At 67.5% G+C, this 15815-nt stretch carries 16 protein-coding genes and 1 tRNA gene; 11 read left to right on the top strand and 6 right to left on the bottom strand.

Annotated elements, in window-relative coordinates:
- Positions 1 to 104 precede the first annotated feature (104 nt).
- The 3 genes from def to htpX are packed head-to-tail and all read left to right on the top strand — an operon-like array spanning position 105 to position 2433.
- Positions 105 to 608, top strand: a complete 504-nt coding sequence (gene def / locus H607_RS0109825) for a peptide deformylase (protein ID WP_028875292.1) — start codon at positions 105 to 107, stop codon at positions 606 to 608.
- Positions 608 to 1570 carry a methionyl-tRNA formyltransferase gene (fmt, locus tag H607_RS0109820; protein ID WP_028875291.1) on the top strand — a complete coding sequence of 321 codons (963 nt, stop codon included), beginning with the start codon at positions 608 to 610 and terminating at the stop codon, positions 1568 to 1570. Before def ends, fmt begins: the two co-directional genes overlap by 1 nt.
- A 2-nt stretch (positions 1571 to 1572) precedes the next feature.
- The gene (htpX, locus tag H607_RS0109815; protein ID WP_028875290.1) at positions 1573 to 2433 is read left to right on the top strand and encodes a zinc metalloprotease HtpX; all 861 of its coding nucleotides are present in this window, start codon (positions 1573 to 1575) and stop codon (positions 2431 to 2433) included.
- Here the strand turns inward: htpX and H607_RS0109810 are convergent.
- Genes H607_RS0109810 through H607_RS13400 form a run of 4 tightly spaced genes read right to left on the bottom strand, consistent with a single transcriptional unit; the run spans position 2430 to position 5843 of the window.
- Positions 2430 to 3206, bottom strand: a complete 777-nt coding sequence (locus H607_RS0109810; RefSeq protein ID WP_028875289.1) for an ABC transporter ATP-binding protein — start codon at positions 3204 to 3206, stop codon at positions 2430 to 2432. The genes htpX and H607_RS0109810 overlap by 4 nt on opposite strands.
- Positions 3203 to 4186 (bottom strand): FecCD family ABC transporter permease, encoded by a 984-nt coding sequence (locus tag H607_RS0109805; RefSeq protein ID WP_028875288.1) that lies wholly within the window; start codon positions 4184 to 4186, stop codon positions 3203 to 3205. Before H607_RS0109805 ends, H607_RS0109810 begins: the two co-directional genes overlap by 4 nt.
- Positions 4183 to 4989 carry an ABC transporter substrate-binding protein gene (locus H607_RS12970; protein WP_051240816.1) on the bottom strand — a complete coding sequence of 269 codons (807 nt, stop codon included), beginning with the start codon at positions 4987 to 4989 and terminating at the stop codon, positions 4183 to 4185. The genes H607_RS0109805 and H607_RS12970 overlap by 4 nt, the downstream gene beginning before the upstream one ends.
- Positions 4986 to 5843: a fumarylacetoacetate hydrolase family protein gene (locus H607_RS13400; protein ID WP_028875287.1), complete on the bottom strand. Its 858-nt coding sequence runs from the start codon at positions 5841 to 5843 to the stop codon at positions 4986 to 4988. Before H607_RS13400 ends, H607_RS12970 begins: the two co-directional genes overlap by 4 nt.
- Positions 5844 to 5978: 135 nt before the next feature.
- Here H607_RS13400 and H607_RS13395 point away from each other — a divergent pair, with 135 nt between their 5' ends.
- The 7 genes from H607_RS13395 (at position 5979) to H607_RS0109760 (ending at position 12714) form a co-directional block, all read left to right on the top strand.
- Complete coding sequence (locus tag H607_RS13395) at positions 5979 to 7457, top strand: efflux transporter outer membrane subunit (RefSeq protein ID WP_051240815.1); 1479 nt, start codon at positions 5979 to 5981, stop codon at positions 7455 to 7457.
- On the top strand, positions 7454 to 8764 hold the full coding sequence (locus tag H607_RS0109785) for an efflux RND transporter periplasmic adaptor subunit (protein WP_028875286.1): 1311 nt from the start codon (positions 7454 to 7456) through the stop codon (positions 8762 to 8764). Before H607_RS13395 ends, H607_RS0109785 begins: the two co-directional genes overlap by 4 nt.
- Positions 8761 to 9480, top strand: a complete 720-nt coding sequence (locus tag H607_RS0109780) for an ABC transporter ATP-binding protein (protein WP_028875285.1) — start codon at positions 8761 to 8763, stop codon at positions 9478 to 9480. Before H607_RS0109785 ends, H607_RS0109780 begins: the two co-directional genes overlap by 4 nt.
- Positions 9480 to 10679 carry an ABC transporter permease gene (locus H607_RS0109775; RefSeq protein ID WP_028875284.1) on the top strand — a complete coding sequence of 400 codons (1200 nt, stop codon included), beginning with the start codon at positions 9480 to 9482 and terminating at the stop codon, positions 10677 to 10679. The genes H607_RS0109780 and H607_RS0109775 overlap by 1 nt, the downstream gene beginning before the upstream one ends.
- Positions 10680 to 10870: 191 nt before the next feature.
- On the top strand, positions 10871 to 11293 hold the full coding sequence (locus H607_RS0109770) for a hypothetical protein (protein WP_051240814.1): 423 nt from the start codon (positions 10871 to 10873) through the stop codon (positions 11291 to 11293).
- Positions 11290 to 11841, top strand: a complete 552-nt coding sequence (locus H607_RS0109765) for a YMGG-like glycine zipper-containing protein (protein ID WP_028875282.1) — start codon at positions 11290 to 11292, stop codon at positions 11839 to 11841. The genes H607_RS0109770 and H607_RS0109765 overlap by 4 nt, the downstream gene beginning before the upstream one ends.
- Before the next feature lie 165 nt (positions 11842 to 12006).
- Positions 12007 to 12714, top strand: a complete 708-nt coding sequence (locus tag H607_RS0109760; protein ID WP_028875281.1) for a hypothetical protein — start codon at positions 12007 to 12009, stop codon at positions 12712 to 12714.
- A 28-nt stretch (positions 12715 to 12742) separates the two neighbouring features.
- On the opposite strand, the gene H607_RS0109755 is transcribed toward H607_RS0109760, so the two are convergent.
- Complete coding sequence (locus H607_RS0109755) at positions 12743 to 14650, bottom strand: potassium transporter Kup (RefSeq protein WP_211218537.1); 1908 nt, start codon at positions 14648 to 14650, stop codon at positions 12743 to 12745.
- A 3-nt stretch (positions 14651 to 14653) separates the two neighbouring features.
- On the bottom strand, positions 14654 to 15481 hold the full coding sequence (locus H607_RS12570; RefSeq protein ID WP_028875279.1) for an RCC1 domain-containing protein: 828 nt from the start codon (positions 15479 to 15481) through the stop codon (positions 14654 to 14656).
- Positions 15482 to 15639: 158 nt separating this feature from the next.
- Between H607_RS12570 and H607_RS0109745 the strand changes: the two genes are divergently transcribed.
- A tRNA-Arg gene (locus tag H607_RS0109745) sits at positions 15640 to 15715 on the top strand.
- Positions 15716 to 15815: the final 100 nt, after the last annotated feature.

The raw sequence follows: 15815 nt of genomic DNA, 5'->3' as shown, positions 1-15815 counted from the left end.
GGTTGTCGGAACCGGGGGTGGGCGATCCTGTCTCACTGCCGGGGCAGAAGATGTTGGCATTCTACGCGACGCATTGGCGATTGGCAACGAGAGACGAGGAAAATATGTCGTTACTTCCCATACTGCATTATCCCGATCCGCGGCTGAAGAAGCGCGCCGAGCCGGTCACGGTGGTCGACGAGTCGATCCGGCGGCTCGCCGCCGACATGGCCGAGACGATGTATGCCGCTCCGGGAATCGGTTTGGCCGCCACGCAGGTCGACGTGCACAAACGCGTGATCGTCATCGACGTGAGCGAGGACCGTTCCGGGCTGATGGTGCTCATCAACCCCGAGATCCTGGAAAAAGACGGCCAGTGCGTGAGCGAAGAGGGTTGTCTGTCGGTACCGGGCATCTACGACAAGGTCACGCGGGCCGAGCGCGTCAAGGTGCGGGCCTTGAACCTGCAAGGCGAGCAACTCGAATTCGAGGCCGAAGACTTGCTCGCCGTGTGCATCCAGCACGAGATCGACCACCTCGACGGCAAGGTGTTCGTCGAGTATCTCTCGCCGCTCAAACAATCGCGCATCAAGGCTAAACTCGTCAAGCGCGCACGGATGACGGCCTGATGACCGCAGAGGAAGTGCGCCGCGTGGCTTTCGCCGGGACGCCCGAATTCGCGGCGATCGCGCTGCGCGCGCTGCTCGCGGCCGGCTGGGAGGTGCCTTTCGTGCTCACTCAGCCCGACCGGCCGGCCGGGCGCGGTATGAAACTCAGCCCGAGCCCGGTGAAACGGGTGGCGCAGGAAGCCGGCATTCCTGTGCTGCAGCCGGCGCGGCTCAAGAGCGAAGAGGATCGCCGTGAACTGCTGGCACTACCCGCACCCGACGTGCTGGTGGTGGCAGCCTACGGCCTGATCCTGCCGCCCGAAGTATTGCATTGGCCGCGCTGGGGCTGCCTCAACATCCACGCCTCGCTCCTGCCGCGCTGGCGGGGAGCCGCCCCCATCGTCCGGGCGATCGAGGCGGGCGATGCCGAGACGGGGGTCACGCTCATGCAGATGGACGAGGGGCTGGATACCGGCCCCATGGTGGCGAGCGTGGCAACCCCCATCGCCGCCAAAGAGTCGGCCGGTTCGCTGCACGATCGGCTCGCGGCGTTGGGTGCCGAATTGTTGCTGCGGGTCTTGCCCGAGCTGCCGCGATATCTCGCCCAGGCTCGAGCGCAGCCGGCAGAAGGCGCCACCTACGCCGCCAAGATCACGCCGCAGGAGCGCTGGGTCGATTGGTCGCAGCCGGCCAGCGTGATCGAGCGGCGGCTGCGCGCCTTCGATCCCCATCCGGGGGCGCAGTCGCTGCTGCGCGGCGTGCCGCTCAAACTCTGGCGCGGCCAAGTGCTCGAGGGAGGAACTGCCGAGCCGCCGGGAACGGTGACTGCCGTCGGCCCTGAAGGAATCACGGTGCAGGCCGGCGAGGGGAGTCTGCGGCTCACCGAACTGCAGCGCCCCGGCGGCAAGCGCCTGCCCGCGGCGGAATTTTTGCGCGGTTTCCCGATCTCTGTTGGCGAACGTTTCCTGACCGGGGGAGATTGACGATGTATGGCAACTGGCTGAAGACGACGCTCTTGATGGCGGCGATCATGGCGCTCTTCGGCGCCGTGGGGATGGTGCTGGGTGGGCGCCATGGCATGATGATGGCGCTGGGATTCGGCGCGCTCACCAACTTCTGGGCGTATTGGTTCTCCGACAAGATGGTGCTGGCGATGTACCACGCGCAGGAGGTCGACGAGACCTCCTCGCCCTACCTCTACGGCATCGTCCGGGAACTGGCCCAGCGCGCTGGGCTGCCCATGCCCAAAGTCTATATCATCCACGAGGCGCAGCCCAACGCCTTCGCCACGGGGCGCAACCCCGAACACGCGGCCGTGGCGGCGACCACAGGCATCATCGAGCTGCTGAGCGAACGTGAGCTGCGCGGCGTGCTCGCCCACGAGCTCGCCCACATCAAGCATCGCGACATCCTCATCTCGACCATGACGGCGACGGTGGCCGGTGCCATTTCCATGCTCGCCAATTTCGGCATGCTCTTCGGCGGTCGCGACGAAGAGGGGCGGCCGGTCAATCCGGTGCTCGCCATCCTGGTGATGATCCTCGCACCGATCGCGGCGGTGATCATCCAGCTGGCGATCTCGCGCACGCGCGAATTCGGCGCCGACGCAGGCGGAGCCGAGATCTGCGGCGACCCCGAGGCGCTCGCCTCAGCGCTAGCCAAGATCGAAGCGTACGCCCATCAGATTCCCATGCCCACGGCCGAGGCGCATCCGGAAACGGCGCAGATGATGATCATGAACCCACTCTCGGGTGGCTGGCTGCAAGGGCTCTTCTCGACGCACCCCCCGACCGAAGAGCGCATCGCCCGCCTGCGGGAAATGGCTCTGCAGATGCGTCGCCGCTAGGGATGATCGGCCGGCGCCCAAGGAAGCAGCACCGTCTCGCCCTCCACTTCCAGGCGCCGTGCCCGCAGGCCATAGACCTCCCGCAGCCGCGCCTCGTCGAGCACGTCCAAAGGGGCGCCCGCCGCGAGGCAGCGCCCCTCGTGCAGCAGCAGCACTTCGTCGCAAAAACGCGCCGCGAGCGTGAGTTCATGCAGGGCGACGACCACCAGCCGTCCGGCCTCGTGCGCCTCGCGTCGCAGCAACGCCAGCGTCTCCAGCGCGTGGCGCGGATCGAGCGCGGCGAGCGGCTCGTCGGCGAGCAGCATCGTCGCCTCCTGGGCGAATGCCCGGGCGAGCGCCACGCGTTGCTGCTGCCCTCCCGAGAGTTCGGTGACGGGGCGCTCGGCCAGATCCGCGGCATCGACTTTTTCGAGCGCCGCCAGGCAGCGCTCCCGCTCGAGCGGCGTACGAATCCGGCCGGCGGGCAAACCCAGAGCGACGCAATCGAGGGCGCGCAGCGGCAGATGGAGGGAAAAGCGCTGCGGGCAATAGGCGATCAGCGAGGGCCAACGCGTGCGCGGAACGCGCGCGAGCGGCTCGTCCCACCAACGCACCTCCCCCTGCTGTGGCGAGAGCACACCGGCGGCTACCCGCAGCCACATCGATTTGCCCGCCCCGTTGGGACCCACCAGGCCGACGAGGCGGCCTGCCTCGCCCCGCCAGTCGATGCCGCGGAGCACGGCCCGTCCGCCCAGTCGCAAGCCGACGCCGGAGAATTCCAGGGCCAGGCTCATGGCGCGCGCACCGCGAGTACCCGCCACAGGAAGAAGGGCGCCCCGACGAGGGCCGTGAGCACGCCCAGCTTGAGCTCCGCGCCGTGGGGATTGAGCAGGCGCACTGCCAGATCGGCGGCGAGCAGCAACGCCGCGCCCGCCCCCATCGCCGCCCACAGCGTGCGTGCCGGATCGTGGCGCACGAGCGGACGCACGAGGTGCGGCGCCACCAGGCCGACGAAACCGATGGAGCCGGCAATGGCCGTGGCCGCCCCTACCGCCAGCGCCGCGCCCACGAGCACGGCAAGGCGCAGCCGCGGCAGCGATACGCCCAGGCTCGCGGCGGCCTCTTCGTCGAGCACCAGGCGGCGCAGCGCCGTGCCCTGGCGCAGCAGCAACGCCAGCCCCAGCGCGATCGGCGGCAGTACCAGCGCCACGTCCTGCAGGCTGCGATCGGCGACCGACCCCAGCAGCCAGTGCACGATCTCCATCGTCGCGTGCGGGTTGGGCGACGCGTTGAGAATGAGCGAGACGAGCGCCGTACTCAGGCTGGAGGCAGCCACGCCGGCGAGGATGAGGCCCACGGTGGACGTGCCGCGCAGGGCGAGCAGCAAGACCAGCGCCGTGACGAGGGCCGCCCCGGCGAAACCCGCCAGCGGCAACGCCAGCGACCAGGCACTGGCCCACCCCCAGTAGAGCGCCATCACCGCGCCCAACGAGGCCCCGCCGGTGGCCCCGACCAGCGCCGGTTCGGCGAGGGGGTTGCGCAGCAGGCTCTGCAAGGCCGCTCCGGCTACCCCCAGCGCCGCCCCGACGGCGAGCGCGAGTAGGGTGCGCGGCAGCCTGATCTCCACCAGGACCAGGCGCAGGAGAGGATCCCCCGCCCAGACGCCCCGCCACCAGGCAAGCGGCGAGAGCTCCAGATAGCCCAGCGTGAGCGAAGCGAGCACGAGCAAGCCCACCAACAGGATCAGCGTCGGTGCGAGTAGCACTTCCCTCATCGCAGTCGCTCCAGCGCTTTGAACGACCAGGGTCCGGCGCAGGTGATCGCCCAGCTCGGCAGCCAGCGCGGTTCGCCGGCCTGCCGCCGCAGGGCCGGGTGCGCCAGCAGGCGCTCGCCCAAGGTCGGGGTGTCGTTTTGATAGGCGGTACGCCACCAGCGCGTCGGGCGGGCGGCCAATGCCCGCTCGAGCGGCAGATCGCCATAACCGGTGAGCCCCGCCCGGGCGGCCGCATTGATGCCGCCGCTGCGTTCGATGAGCTCACCCACCCAGGTGCCTCGCCCGGCGCTGTAGCCGCCCTGGAGATAATAGAGGATGACCGGCGTCTCGCCCTCCGCGCCAAAGGGGTGTGCGAGCGCATCGAGCCGTGTTTCCAGGGCCGCGGCGCGTTCCGGCTCGTGCACCAACTGGCCGAGGGTACGGATCGCCTCCCGCAGCGCATCCAGCGATTCGACGTAAGGTAGCGTATGGACGGGAAGGCCCAGCCGTTCGAGGAGCGAGCGCGTGGCCGCGGCCGAGAACGGTCCGAAGACGACCAGATCCGGTTGCAGTGCGAGGATCTCTTCGGCCGAACCGCGGATCGCCGGTTTGTCGGCCCCCAGCGAGGGGTCTGGCGCCAGGTCGCCGCGGCGCGACAGCGTCGTGATGGCGATGACGCGCTCGGGGGCGAGCCGCAGCAGCAGCTGGTCGGCGCACAGATTCACCGAGACGATGCGCCGCGGCCCTTCCTGCGCCTGGGCCACGCAGGCAAGAAAGGCCACCATGACGAACAGCTGGCGGTGCCATCCACGCAGGGTCTTCATCCCTCCGCGCGATCGGCCACCACGCGGTGGCACTGCCGCCCCAAGCCACCGACTTCCAGCGTCACTTCATCTCCGGGACGCAGGAAACGCGGCGGATTCTGACCCAGTCCGACCCCGGCGGGCGTGCCGGTGGCGATCACATCCCCCGGCAAAAGCGTCATGAATTCGGACAGGTGGCTCACGAGGGTGAGCACGTCGAAGATCATCTCGGCGGTGGTGCCGTCCTGCATGCGCTCGCCGTTCACCTCGAGGCGGATGGCGAGGGATTGGGGATCGGGCACTTCGTCGGCGGTGACGAGCCAGGGGCCCAGCGGACCGAAGGACTCGTAGCTCTTACCCTTGATCCACAGCCCCCCGCGGTTCATCTGAAAATCGCGCTCCGAGCCGTCGAGGACGGTGCAATAGCCGGCGATGCAGGCCCGCGCCTCGCCCGGCGAGACGCGCTTGGCCCGCCGACCGATGACCACCCCCAGTTCCGCCTCCCAGTCGAGTTTCTGCGCCCGGGGTGGGCACAGGAGCGGATCGTTCGGACCGCAGATACAGCTCGTGGCTTTCATGAAGACGACCGGTTCGCTCGGGATGGGCAGATTCGCCTCCTGCGCGTGGTCGCGGAAATTGAGCCCGATGGCATAGAAATTGCCAACACCGGCTACCGGCGGCCCGAGACGAACGTCGGACGCTACCGGCGGCAACGAGAACGGATCGAGCGCACGCAAGGCCGCGAGCGCCGCCTCGTCGGCAAGGAGCGTCCCGTCGATGTCGCGCACATGGGCCGAGAGGTCGCGCAGACCGCCCGCGGGGTCGACCAAGCCGGGGCGTTCCTTGCCCGGCGCACCGAAACGGATGAATTTCATTGCTGCCTCCTTGCAGGGAACTTCGCGCTGCAGCGCTCAACGAATCGTATCACGCCCTGCCTGGGGCGCCACGCAGCGCGTACAATCGCGCTCCGGGCCGTTCCCTTGTCCAGAAAACCGGAGTCCCGGCCGACGATGGCGTTTCGTACTCCTTTCCGCACCCTTGCCGCCTTGCTGATCGCGGGCTCGTGCGCGGCCTGTGCCAGCGTCACCGTGCCGCCGCAGGCCCCGCCGGCGCCTCCGGCGTTCCGCAACGGCATGCCGGCGCCGGCGGCCGACCTGACGCGCTGGTGGGACGGCTTTGCCGACCCCGTGCTCGGGGAGATCGTCGCCAAGGTGCGCCGCGACAACCTCGACCTGGAGGCGGCGCTGGCGCGGCTGGCCCAGGCGCGGGCCCAGCGGCGCGCGGCCGCCGCCGATCTCGGCCCCACCGTCACCGGCAGTGCCAGCGCCACGCGCAATCGCACCAGTGCCGAGACCGGTTTTGGTCTCACGCAAAACCAGTTCCAGGTCGGGTTCGACGCGCAATGGGAGCTCGACGTCTTCGGCGGACGGCAGGCAGCCTTGCGTGCGGCCGAATCCCAGCAAACGGCAGCCGCCTATGACTTGGCCGACGTGCTGGTGAGCGCCACGGCGGAGGCGGCACAATCCTGGTTCGATGCGCGCACGGCACAGGCGCGCCTCACCTTGCTCGAGGCGCAGCTCGTGGTGCTCGAGCGCAGCCTGGCACTCGCCCAAGCCAAGGCCACTGCGGGTCTGGTGAGCGAGCTGGACGTACGCCAAGCGCAGACGCTGCTCGCGCAGACTCGGGCGCAACGGGCAGCGCTCGCCCAGAGCCGGGAAAGTGCGCTGAATGCGCTCGCGCTGCTCGCCGGAGAAGCCCCGGGGTACTGGCATGAGCGGCTCACGCGCGACCAGCCGCCAGGACCACCGCTCGCCGCCACCGGAGCCGAGCCGCCGGAACTCGCCTACCTCGCCCCCTGGGTGACGCACCTGCCGCCGCTACCTGCCGCCGGCATTCCCGCCGACGTGCTGCGCCGCCGCCCCGACGTGCGCCGCAGCGAGGCGCAGCTCGCCGCCGCCGCCGCACAGCGCGACGTGGCCGACGCTGCCCGCTACCCGAGCTTTCCCCTGAGCGGCAGCCTTGGCCTCACCGCGCTCACCGCCGGCGATCTGTGGCAGGCAAGCGCCCGTACCTGGAGCCTCGCGTTCGCGCCGTTCGCCACCCTCTTCGATGGCGGCAAACTGTCGGCACAGCTGGAGGCGAGCGAAGCGCAGCTCATGCAAAGTTTCGCCGCCTACCGCAAGAGCGTGCTCACCGCCTTGGGTGAGGTGGAGAACGCCCTCCTCACGCTCCAAGAAGACGACCAGCGGCTGGACGACCTGCGTCAGGCCGCCGACAGCGCCCGCGCGAGCGTGGAGCTGGCGCTCGCGCAATACCGCTCCGGCCTGACCGACTATACCGTCCTCATCGACACGCAGCGCACCTGGCTCTCGGCCACCGACGCGTTCGTCGCGCAGCAAGGACAAAATGCCGGCGACCGCGTCCGTCTCTACAAGGCGCTCGGCGGCGGCTGGCCGGGTGAAATGCCTCTGCAGGAAAATGCCCGATGAACGAAACCACCCCGACTTCCTCCGACGCCGTGCTCGACACCTCGCAGCTGCGCGCCGAGCTCGCGCGCCTGCGCCGTCGACGCCGGATCCTCCTCACCAGCGGGCTCCTCGTCCTGCTCCTGGCCGCCGGCCTGTGGTTCGTCGGCAAGCGCGGCGGGGAACCGGCCAGCGTACGCTACCTCACCGACACCGCCCAGCGCGGGGACCTGTCGATCACCGTCACCGCCACCGGCAATCTCAGCCCGACCAACCAGGTCGACGTCGGCGCCGAGATCTCCGGCACGATCCGCGAGGTCTACGTCGATTTCAACGATCCGGTCAAGGTCGGGCAAGTGCTTGCCCGGCTCGACACGCGCAAGCTCGAGGCGCAGCGCGTGCAGGCCGAAGCCAATCTCGCCCTGGCGCGCGCCAAGCTGCCGCAACTGCAGGCCACCCTGATGGAAGCCCGGGCCAAGCTGCAGCGGCTGCAGCACGCCGGTAAACTCAGCGCCGGCCAAGCCGTGGCCCCGCAGGATCTCGACACGGCCCAAGCCGACGTCACCCGCGCCGAAGCGGCACTACGGCAAGCTCAAGCCGAGATCAAGTCCTACGAGGCGCAGCTCACCTCCATCCTCACCGATCTCGACAAATCCGTCATCCGCAGCCCCATCGGCGGGGTGGTGCTCAAGCGCAGCATCGACCCCGGGCAGACGATCGCCGCCTCGCTGCAAACGCCCGTGCTCTTCACCCTGGCCGAAGACCTCACCCAGATGAAACTGCTCGCCGACGTCGATGAAGCCGACGTGGGCAAGGTGCGCGAGGGGCAGAGCGTGAGCTTCACCGTAGACGCCTATCCCGACCAACCTTTCAGCGGCCGTGTGAAACTCGTGCGCTACGGCTCGGAGCTCGTCAATGGCGTGGTCACCTACAAGACCGAAATCACGGTGGCCAACCCCGAGCTCAAGCTGCGCCCCGGCATGACCGCCACCGCCGAGATCCTCAGCCAGCACCTCGAAGACGTCCTGACGATCGCCAACGCCGCGCTGCGCTATCGTCCCCCCGAACCGCCCAAAGTCGCCGCAGGCGGCGGTGGCGGGCTGGGCGCCCTCTTCCGTCCCCCCTTTCCGTCCGCGCCTCCGCCACCGCCCGAGAAGAAAACGCGCGAAGAGACCACGATCTGGGTGCTCGGCGAGGACGGAACCCCCGCGCCGGTGCGCATCCGGCTGGGCCCTTCGGACGGACGGCGCACCCAAGTCCTGGAAGTACGCTCCGGCAAGCTCGAGCCGGGCACATCGGTCATCACCGCCGTGGAGCGTTCGAAGTCATGACCGAACCACGGCGCCAGGGTCTACCGCTCATCCGGCTGCGCGGCGTCGAGCGCCTCTACGGCCAGGGCGACGCGCGCGTCGTCGCGCTGGGCGGCATCGATCTCGACGTCTGGCCGGGCGAATTCGTCGCCCTCATGGGACCCAGCGGCTCGGGCAAATCGACCACCATGAACATCCTCGGATGCCTCGATACCCCCACCCGCGGCAGCTACCGGCTCGGCGACGTCGAAGTCACCGAGCTCGACAACGACGGCCGGGCGCTCCTGCGCCGCCACACCCTGGGTTTCGTCTTCCAGGGATTCCACCTGCTGCCGCGCGTCACGGCCCAGGAAAACGTCGAACTGCCCCTCGTCTATCAGGGCGTACCGGCCCACGAACGGCGCCTGCGTGCGCGCGAGGCGCTCGCCCAGGTCGGCCTTGCCGGCCGCGAGCATCACGTGCCGAGTGAACTCTCCGGCGGACAGCAGCAGCGCGTGGCGATTGCCCGTGCCATCGTCGCCCGGCCCAAGGTCCTGCTCGCCGACGAACCCACCGGCAATCTGGACACCGCCCGCAGCCACGAGATCATGGCGCTCATCACCCGTTTCAACCGCGAACGGCATCTCACCATCGTCATGGTGACGCACGAACCGGATATCGCCGCCTACGCCCAGCGCGTGGTGCACTTCCGCGACGGGCACATCGAGCGCATCGAGGATACCGGGGAGGCAGCCTGATGCTGGGCAATGCGCTGCGCGAAGCGATCCGGTCGCTGGGCAGGAACGCCCTGCGCTCCTTCCTCACCGTGCTCGGCATCGTCATCGGCGTGGGCGCGGTGATCGCCATGGTCACGCTCGGGCGCGGCGCCACCCAGGCGGTCTCCGACCAGATCTCCTCCCTGGGCAGCAACATCGTCTTCCTGCGCCCATCGCGCGGATTCGGCCCGGGGCAAAACGTCGTCCCCTTCAAGGTAGAGGATGCGCTGGCGATCGCCCGCGAAGTGCCCGGCGTGGCCTGGTCGACGCCCGTGTCGCTGCGCACCCTCACGGTAGTGGCCGGCAACCAGAGCTGGAGTACCACTGTGGTCGGGGCGGGCGAGGGATACCTCGAAGCGCGGCGCTGGGAAATCATCAAGGGGCGCGGGTTCACGCCGAGCGAACTGCGTGCCGGCGTGGCCTCCTGCATCGTCGGGCAGACGGTGGCGCGTGAGCTCTTCGGTAACGAAGACCCCATCGGCCAGCGCATGCGGGTGGACAAATTCTCCTGCGAGATCATCGGCCTGCTCGATGCCAAGGGACAGAGCGCCATGGGCACCGACCAGGACGACATCGTGCTCATCCCGCTTCGCACCTACCAGCGGCGCATCTCCGGCACCACCGACGTGGATTCCATCCAGCTCTCGCTCGCCGACGGCGTGGACAACGAGCGCGTGCTCGAGGACATTCGCCTCGTGCTGCGCGAACGCCGGCACCTCTCGGCCAACATGGAGGACAACTTCCGCCTCATCGACTCCAAGGAAATCGAGCGCACGCTCACCAGCACCACGCGCATGCTCACGGTGCTGCTCGGCGCGGTGGCCGGCATCAGTCTGCTGGTAGGCGGCATCGGCATCATGAACATCATGCTGGTGTCGGTAACCGAACGTACGCGCGAGATCGGCATCCGCCTGGCGATCGGCGCACGCGCCGCCGACGTCATGCTGCAATTCCTGGTCGAAGCCGTGGTACTCGCGCTGCTGGGCGGGGCCATCGGCATCACGCTCGCCCTCGTCTTCTCGCTCGTGGCCGCGCAGAAACTGGGATTCCCCTTCTCGCCGGATTACGGCATCGTGCTGATCGCTGCACTCTTTTCCGGTGCCATCGGCATCGTCTTCGGATTCTTTCCGGCCCGCCGCGCCGCCCGGCTCGACCCGATCGAGGCGCTGCGGCATGAGTAAACACGGGTAAGGCAAGCGCCTCCCCTGCCGCCAGCAAACAAGCGGACCATTCAGATAAAACGAAACATTGCGCCCAGAATGAATCGGAAACGTAACGATACCAATTGTTGGTGGACTCCCTCGCGTTCCTCCCCATAATGATCGGCAAAAGGTCCCTCGCAAAGCAGGTGACCAGGAACGGAGGTTCTCCCATGTGGCACAAGGTATTAAAGGCGGCATTGCTCACCTCTTGCCTGGCGGCAGCCTTGCCGGCTGCCCGGGCCGACCGGCCGCCACCCCATCCCCCGTGGCGCGGCGACATCCATCATTTCCACGAGCGCGACATCATCATCTGGCGGCAAGGCCATTGGGTGCATGGACACCACGATGGCCGCTTCGGCTGGTGGTGGGTCGTCGGCGGTATCTGGTATTTCTACCCTGCGCCGATCTATCCTTACCCCGACCCCTACCTTCCGCCAGAAGTCATCGTCGTGCAGCCGCAGTCGGCACCTCCCCCGCAACCCCAGCAATACTGGTATTACTGTGATTCGGCGCATGCCTATTATCCCTACGTGACGAGCTGCCCCAGCGGCTGGCGCCCCGTGCCGGCCGCGCCCCCTGGAGCCCCGCAATGAACCGCCGTCTGCTCGCCGTACTGGCCACAATGGGCGTGATGTCCGGGTGTGTAACCGCCCCGCCGCCGGGACCCAACGTCCGCGTGATGCCAGCGCCGGGCAAGCCCTTCGAGGTCTTCGCCCAAGACGATGCCGTCTGCCGGCAATACGCCGCCGAACGCGCCGGCTACGTCTCGCCCCAGCAAACCACCGACCAGGCCGTGGCAGGTGCCGCGGCCGGGGCCGCTTTGGGCGCCACCGCGGGGGCCTTGCTCGGTCCGCCGCACAATCGGGGCGAAGGCGCAGCAGTGGGGGCCGGCATGGGCGTGCTCGCCGGCAGCGCCGCCGGCACGCAATCGGCCTATCGCACGAGCGAGATCACCCAGCGCCGCTACGACATCGCCTACGAACAGTGCATGTACGCCAAAGGCAACCAGGTACAGGGTTTCAGTGTCGAACCGGCGCGCACGGTCACCGTGCCCGTCCCGGCGACCTACGCTACGCCGCCGGCATCCTACCCCCCACCCCCTCCGCCGGCGTCCTATCCCCCGCCTCCGCCCTGGCGCTGATTTTTGCCGGCAGAGATTGCCGTAGGAACGGCAAGGATGATCGAAACCTCCCCAACGGGCGGCTGACTCTCCCGAAGCAGGAAGTGCCGAAAGGATGGTACGAAATTTGCTGAAAGATCAAATATCAACCTCCCCGTTCCACCCCCTGATTCCAGGAGCACGACCATGAGCACACTCGCCAACGTTTCCGCCACCTCCTACCTCTCTTCCCTCACGTCGCTGCAGAACGCCACTTCGACGACGGCGCAGACCAATGCTGCCGAATCCCTGCCCCCGATGCGGCCCCATCGCGGCGAGGGCGGCATGATGCGCCAGGCCGTGATGCAGGCGTTCCAGAGTCTGGGATTGAATTTTCCTGCACCGCAAACTCCGGCAACGACCGGCGCCTCATCAAGCACGACGACCCCCGCGACGGGGACGACCAGCACGACCACATCCGGGAGTGGATCGGCCGCCACCGCCACCACCGATTCGCAGACTTCGAGCCTGCGCGACGATATGCGCCAGCTCATGCACACCCTGTTCGAGGCGATGAAATCGGCCGGCAATACCACGGCCACGAGCTCGACGACGAGCGGCAGCAGCACGGTACAGGCCGCAGGAGGACCGGGCGCGCGTTTCTCGTCGGATCTGTCCGCCCTCATCAATCAGGTGAGCAGCGGCAACGTTCCTTCCGACCTGCAGACGGCGTTCTCGAAAGTTGTCTCCGACCTGCAACAAGCCAGTGGCACATCGTCGGGCACATCCAGCGCGTCCGGCACGTCGCAAGCCACGCTGCAGGAATTCCTCACCAAGTTGCAGCAAAGCTTGGGTTACGCCGCCGCCAATACCGCGAGTTCGGCGGTCGGCAATCTCGTCAGCACGTCGGTGTGACGCCCACCCGCCGCCCGCCGCGTCGAGACTACAGCAACACTTGCGTGCCGAGCTCGACGACGCGGTTGGGCGGAATCTTGAAGAAGGCGGTGACGCTGCCGGCGTTGCGGTGCAGGGCGACGAAGACCCGTTTGCGCCACAGGCGCATCTCGGGGCTGGGGCGGGGAATGACCGACTCGCGCCCCAAGAACCAGGAGGTCGCCAGCGGCTCGCACTCCAGTCCCAGGGAGGCGGCGCCGGCGAGTGCCGCCGGCAGGTCGGGTTCGTCCATGAATCCGTAGCGCACGATCACCTGCCAGAAATTTTCCGGCAGGGCTTTTACTTCGAGCCGCTCGGCGGGCGGCACGTAGGGGACGTCCTCGAAGTGGACGCTTGCCACCACCACGCGCTCGTGCAGGATCTTGTTGTGCATGAGGTTGTGCAGCAGCGCATGTGGCACCCGGTCGGGGTGGGCGTTGAGGAAGACCGCCGTACCCGGCACGCGCAGCGGCATGCCGCCCTTCAGCGACTCGATGAATCCCGCCAAGCTCATGCGTCCGCCCTCGAGGCGCTCGATGAGCAACTCCCGCCCTTGTTTCCAGGTGAGCATCACCACGAAGACTACCAACCCCACGCACAGCGGGAACCAGCCGCCGTCGGGGATTTTCAGCACGTTGGCCACGAAGAAGACGAGGTCGACCAAGAGGAAACAGGAAAAGAGCGCCATCGACCGTTTCCAGCCCCAGCCCCACAAACGCGCGGCCACCACCATGGCCAGGATCGACGTGATGAGCATAGTGCCGATCACCGCCAGGCCGTAGGCCGCCGCGAGGTTGTTCGAGGAGCGAAACCCGAGCACCAGCAGCATCACTGCGACCATCAGGGCCCAGTTGAGTACCGGCACATAGATCTGCCCTTCCTCCTGTTCCGAAGTGTGGCGCACCTCCATGCGCGGCAGGAAACCCAGCTGGATCGCCTGGCGCGTCATGGAGTACGCACCCGAGATGACGGACTGGGAGGCGATGACGGTAGCGAGCGTCGCCAGCCCCAGCATGGGGTAGAGCGCCCATTCGGGGGCCATGAGAAAGAAGGGGTTCTCGGCCGCGTGGGCATCGCGCAGCAGCAGCGCACCCTGACCGAAATAGTTGAGCACCAGGGCCGGGAGCACGAACAGGAACCAGCTGCGCCGGATGGGCTTGCGTCCAAAGTGCCCCATGTCGGCGTAAAGCGCCTCCGCGCCCGTGAGCGCGAGCATGACGTTGCCCACGGCGGCAAGCGCCAACGCGTGATTGTGCTCGAGGAAACGCCAAGCATGGCGGGGATCCATCGCCACGAGCACTTCCGGCACGGCGAGGATCTGATTGAGACCAAGGAGCGCCAGCACCACGAACCAAACGAACATCACCGGACCAAAGGCATGCCCGACGAGGCGCGTGCCATGATGCTGGACATAAAAGAGGGCGAAGAGCACGACGAGGGCGAGCGGCACCACCAGTCGCTCGAGCGAAGGCGCGACGATCTCCAGACCTTCGATGGCCGAGAGCACCGAGATGGCAGGAGTCACCATGCCGTCACCATAGAACATGGCCGCCCCCAGAATGCCCAGTCCCAGGATGAGGGGTTGCGCCCGCCCCGTGGCCGGCATGCCCCGCAGCGCCAGGGCGAGCAGCGCCATGATGCCACCCTCGCCACGGTTGTCGGCACGCATGATGAAGACCACGTACTTCACCGCCACCACGATCACCAGCGCCCAAAAGAAGAGCGACAGGCTGCCGAGCACATTGAGGCGGTCGACGGGAACGGGGTGGTTTCCGGCGAAGACTTCCTTGACCGAATACAGCGGGCTCGTGCCGATGTCGCCATAGACCACCCCCAGCGCGCCCAGGCACAAGAGCGCCAGTTGCTTGCCACGAGGGGATGCTTCTTGCTGGTGCAAGGCGAGCGTTTCCCCTTTCACGCGTCAAGGCTCCTTCGCCGGCGATGGCGCCGCCAAGCCCCGCATCGGCTTGCCGTCGGCCCCCTTCATGGGCACGAACACGGCCCGATCCTCGTTCGAACCGTCGGCGAGCTGACCGTAGCGGTTACCGCCGCTCGCCCACAGGGTTCCGTCTTCCTTGAGCACCACGGTGAAGTTGTGTCCCGCGGCCAGGGCCATCGCCCCGGCCATGGGCGCGCCCCGTTCGTCCTTGCACAGCACGAAACCCGGACGATTGGTGGTGGTGCCATCGGCGAGCTGGCCATTGGCATTGTAGCCGGCAGCCCATACGGTCCCGTCGTTGCGCAGAGCGATTGTATGGTAGGACAGGGAATGCTCGGAGCTCACTGCAACCACGCCGGTCATCGGCTTGCCGTCGACGTCACGCATGCGGACGAAACCGGCGCGATCATTGGTGGTGCCATCGGCGAGCTGACCATAATGGTTGCCCCCCGTCGCCCACAGAGTGCCATCGTTCTTGAGCGCCACGGCGAAGTTGTAGCCGGCCGTGACCGCCACGACCCCCGTCATGGGATTGCCATCGATATCCTTCATCTGCACGAAAGTCGGCCGATCTTCGGTCGACCCGTCGGCGAGCTGACCGAAGTGATTGCCGCCCGCCGCCCACAGCGTACCGTCCGATTTCAGCAAGACGGTGAAATTGAATCCCGTGGCGACGTGCACCGTCCCGCCGCCGTCGACACGGGCCGTACCGTTCGGCTCTGCCGGAGTCTGCGCCAATGCCGGCACGGCCAGAAATACAGACCATCCCAAGGCCAACGACAACCAGAGGGAAACACTCGTCTTCTTCACAGACACGCTCCATCGAGTCATCGAACAAAGACCATCAAAACCACCAAAGGAATCATTGTCGCCTCCGAACCTGTCGGCAAGCTGTCACGACCAAACCGACGCGGCGCGCACCAGCCGCACGTGGCAGGTTTTGTGCGATAATTCCTGCCTGTCTTTCCGCGCCCGTAGCTCAGGGGATAGAGCGTTGGCCTCCGAAGCCAAAGGTCGCAGGTTCGATTCCTGCCGGGCGCGCCACTTCTCGATCCTCCCTTCCGGCGCATTTTTTCTGCCGAACCCTTCTTCGGACAGCTGCAGTATCCACGACACATACAAAAAAAGCCGACCGATTTCCCGG

It is taken from the genome of Tepidiphilus margaritifer DSM 15129, assembly GCF_000425565.1.
Taxonomy (GTDB): Bacteria; Pseudomonadota; Gammaproteobacteria; order Burkholderiales; family Rhodocyclaceae; genus Tepidiphilus; species Tepidiphilus margaritifer.
Note: the sequence above shows the minus strand (reverse complement) of the source record. Positions and strands in the feature narration are given on the sequence as shown.

Excerpts from the sequence above, each read along its gene's own strand:
- H607_RS0109780 (WP_028875285.1), top strand. The coding sequence starts at position 8,761 with ATGACCGAACCACGGCGCCAGGGTCTACCGCTCATCCGGCTGCGCGGC.
- H607_RS13400 (WP_028875287.1), bottom strand. The coding sequence starts at position 5,843 with ATGAAATTCATCCGTTTCGGTGCGCCGGGCAAGGAACGCCCCGGCTTG.
- H607_RS0109810 (WP_028875289.1), bottom strand. The coding sequence starts at position 3,206 with ATGAGCCTGGCCCTGGAATTCTCCGGCGTCGGCTTGCGACTGGGCGGA.
- H607_RS12970 (WP_051240816.1), bottom strand. The coding sequence starts at position 4,989 with ATGAAGACCCTGCGTGGATGGCACCGCCAGCTGTTCGTCATGGTGGCC.
- def (WP_028875292.1), top strand. The coding sequence starts at position 105 with ATGTCGTTACTTCCCATACTGCATTATCCCGATCCGCGGCTGAAGAAG.
- H607_RS0109770 (WP_051240814.1), top strand. The coding sequence starts at position 10,871 with ATGTGGCACAAGGTATTAAAGGCGGCATTGCTCACCTCTTGCCTGGCG.
- htpX (WP_028875290.1), top strand. The coding sequence starts at position 1,573 with ATGTATGGCAACTGGCTGAAGACGACGCTCTTGATGGCGGCGATCATG.
- H607_RS0109785 (WP_028875286.1), top strand. The coding sequence starts at position 7,454 with ATGAACGAAACCACCCCGACTTCCTCCGACGCCGTGCTCGACACCTCG.
- fmt (WP_028875291.1), top strand. The coding sequence starts at position 608 with ATGACCGCAGAGGAAGTGCGCCGCGTGGCTTTCGCCGGGACGCCCGAA.
- H607_RS0109760 (WP_028875281.1), top strand. The coding sequence starts at position 12,007 with ATGAGCACACTCGCCAACGTTTCCGCCACCTCCTACCTCTCTTCCCTC.
- H607_RS0109805 (WP_028875288.1), bottom strand. The coding sequence starts at position 4,186 with ATGAGGGAAGTGCTACTCGCACCGACGCTGATCCTGTTGGTGGGCTTG.
- H607_RS13395 (WP_051240815.1), top strand. The coding sequence starts at position 5,979 with ATGGCGTTTCGTACTCCTTTCCGCACCCTTGCCGCCTTGCTGATCGCG.
- H607_RS0109775 (WP_028875284.1), top strand. The coding sequence starts at position 9,480 with ATGCTGGGCAATGCGCTGCGCGAAGCGATCCGGTCGCTGGGCAGGAAC.
- H607_RS0109765 (WP_028875282.1), top strand. The coding sequence starts at position 11,290 with ATGAACCGCCGTCTGCTCGCCGTACTGGCCACAATGGGCGTGATGTCC.